Annotated in this window: 2 protein-coding genes; both read right to left on the bottom strand. The window is 45.2% G+C overall.

Annotated features, from left to right (window positions below):
- Positions 1-98: 98 nt before the first annotated feature.
- Positions 99-1,844 (bottom strand): ABC transporter ATP-binding protein, encoded by a 1,746-nt coding sequence (locus AC37HE_RS14930; protein WP_500783655.1) that lies wholly within the window; start codon positions 1,842-1,844, stop codon positions 99-101.
- Between the two features lie 51 nt (positions 1,845-1,895).
- On the bottom strand, positions 1,896-3,069 hold a 1,174-nt coding region (locus AC37HE_RS14925; protein WP_500783654.1), incomplete at its 5' end, for a glutamate--cysteine ligase.

Raw genomic sequence — 3,069 nt, 5'->3', positions numbered from 1 at the left:
TTTTTGTGTGGTACAAAGTAATGTCCAAAGCGCCGAAGCAACTGCCAGTCGTTACTTTTGAAAAAGTTCTTATTTTGTTTTGCCATTGTTGTTCGTGCTTAATGTTCTTTTTGAAGTTTCGCAATTTCCCGGTAAAAGTCTGATTGCTTTTCCATTTCTTTTGGGCTTCCCTGTGCCGCAATACGTCCTTCTTCCAAAACGATCACATGGTCGGTTTTCTCGAGTACACTGACGCGATTCGAGATAATCACCAAACTTTTTGCGGCGTTGTTTTCAACAACTTGCTTAATCAGGAAACGTTCGGTGTCGGTATCTACAGCCGAGAATACATCGTCGAGAATCAGCAGGTCGCAAGGTGTATAAAGAGCTCGTGCTAAACTCAAACGCTGTTTTTGTCCACCCGATAGCATGATTCCTTTTTCGCCTACCATTGTTTTTTCATGCTGTGCGAAACGAGCTAATTCCTCGCGGAAAGCACTGCGGTAAATAACTTCATCGAAATCATTTTGCAGATTGGCTTTTTCCGAGCCGAATTTCACATTGTTCTCAATTGAATCTGAGAACAGAAAGACTTCCTGGCTTACAGTTCGTGCCACCGAGCGGATATCTTCGCTGCGAAGATCGGCAGCATCTTTACCACTAAAATAGAGCATTCCCTTTTGGGGCTGCAGATAGCCGTTCAGGCAGTTGATGAGTGTGGTTTTACCGGCCCCAACTTGTCCGGTGAGGCCAATAACCTGTCCTGGTTTTATGGTGAATGAAATATCCGTCAGCGCTGGCTTGTTGGCATTGTGGAAAGTGTAAGTCAACTTTTCAACCCGAATACCCTCGGTGAAGAGATCCGCTTTTTCGGCTTCCTCCATTGCTGCTTTGTTATGGTCGGGGCCTTTGCGTGCCAAAATGGTCTGAACACTGTCGATACCCACCATGCCTTGCTGGAAAATGGTGAGCACCCATCCCAAGCCCATGATTGGCTGGCTAAGCAGAGCAGCATAAGCAATGTAAGCAGTTAGTTCTCCAATGGTGAACTTAGCATCAATGACGTACAAACCACCGACCAGCAAAACCAGAATTTTCAGGATCTGTCCCAGATTTGATAGCAGCGGCATGATGAATGAACGGATCCAGGTAATCTTCATGGTTTCGCCAAACAGCTTCACATTGTCCGTCTCAATCTCTTCTTCAGCATAACCGTAAATATTGAAGCTTTTAATCACACTGTTTCCTGAAAGGAAGGAAATGGTCTTCCCTGAAAGACTTTGTAATGTTCCCATTCTTAAATGGGTGTATTTCACCATTACGGACATGCCGATGCGAACTGTCACAAAAATAACGATCATTGGTATAATACAGTAGAGGGTGAGGGCTGGTGACAGTTGCCACATTTTATAGGGCGTAATTGATAGCGAAAGGATAATATTGACAATTTGCAGAATACCGAAGCCGGTAATCATGCGAATGCCGTTGATGTCGTTGTTGATTCGCGAAATGACCGATCCGGTTGAATTCTCGTCAAAATAGTCTTTTCCAAAGGAAGACAGTTTACGGAACATTTCGCCTTTGAGCCGACGTTCGATTAAACGCGCCGGAACAAATATCAGAATTCGGGAGAGCGAGCGTACCAAAATTAGACTGATGGCTAAGCCTGCAATTATGAGGATATTTTGATGGAAAATGGCTTCGTTTGTATCCTTGCCCCCCGAAATCAGGTCGATGGTTTTTTGAATGTAAACAGGAATGGTCACCGATACCCAAACAGTAAGAGCCAGGGCTAAAATGCCGCCGGTATACCACCATCGGTAGCGATGCGTATGATGCAAAATAAACTTAAGCTTCGATAACATTTAATTCGTATTCTCAGATTTATAGAATTTCAGACTAACAGATTAACTCATTTATCGGGCCGGACAACTTTGTAGTTGTTTTTCGCGCCAATTTTCCAACAACTGAATCAGGTCAGAGTTGAAATCTTCGTGATAACATTGCAGCATACGTTCGGCCTGAGTGATACCACTGGATGTAATTTCTCGAACCGGATTCAAATACTGACTTTCGTCGTTTGTGTGACATACCTTGGCGCGTCGTGTCAATCCGTCGGATGCCAGTTGGTACAGTCGTTGGGCAATTTTGCCGGCATGCAGGTTGGCTGTTGACGCTTTTAAAGCTTTCGCAGGAACCTGAGCACGAATATCCAAAATTTCGTTCATATTCCAGCCTGAAATCATTTCGTATGCTTCATTGCGGCTTTGCTCGTCGTACAAAAGGCCTACCCAGAATGCCGAAAGGGCAGCGATATGTTTCACGCAGCTGGCATCGGCTCCCCGCATTTCAATGTATTGTTTTAAACGTACATCGGGGAAAACAGTTGAGGCATGAATTTCCCAATCGTTCATGGTTGGTTGAAGTTCGTGTTTACCTGCCATAAACTCGCGGAAAGTGATTTTGTTTGATGGTAAGTATTTCCCATCGCGATATATAAAGTACATCGGTATGTCGAGCAGGTAATCTACCCAGCGCTCGAAGCCGAATCCTTCGTCGAATATAAAAGGTAGGAAACCACAACGATCCGGATCGGTGTCGTTCCATATCTGTGTGCGATAGCTGAGGTAGCCGTTGGGTTTCCCGTCGGAAAAAGGTGAATTGGCAAAAATGGCTGAAGCAAAAGGCTGTAATGCCTGGGCAATGCGCACTTTTTGAATCATGTCCTGCTCGTTCCCGTAATCCAGGTTCACCTGTATTGTGGCCGTATTGGCCATCATCTGTAAGCCAAGGTTCCCTTTGGTGGGCATATATCCCTTCATGATGGCATAACGGGCCTTGGGCATCCATGGTGTATCAGTAACATTCCAGAGTGGATCAACTCCCATGGGTAGAGTGAAGAACCCAAGATCGCGACAGATGCAGCTTAGCTCATCGAAATGCTTGCGGGTTTCCACGTAGGTGTGATGAATGGTTTTGAAGTTCTTGCCTGAGAGCTCAAACTGTCCACCCGGTTCCAGCGTGATGGAAGCACCGTTTTGTTGTACACCAATCAGAAACTCTTTTTCCATGATCGGACTCCAGCCTTCA

It is taken from the genome of Mangrovibacterium sp., from assembly GCF_059905295.1.
This window is presented reverse-complemented; position numbering and strand designations above follow the sequence as displayed.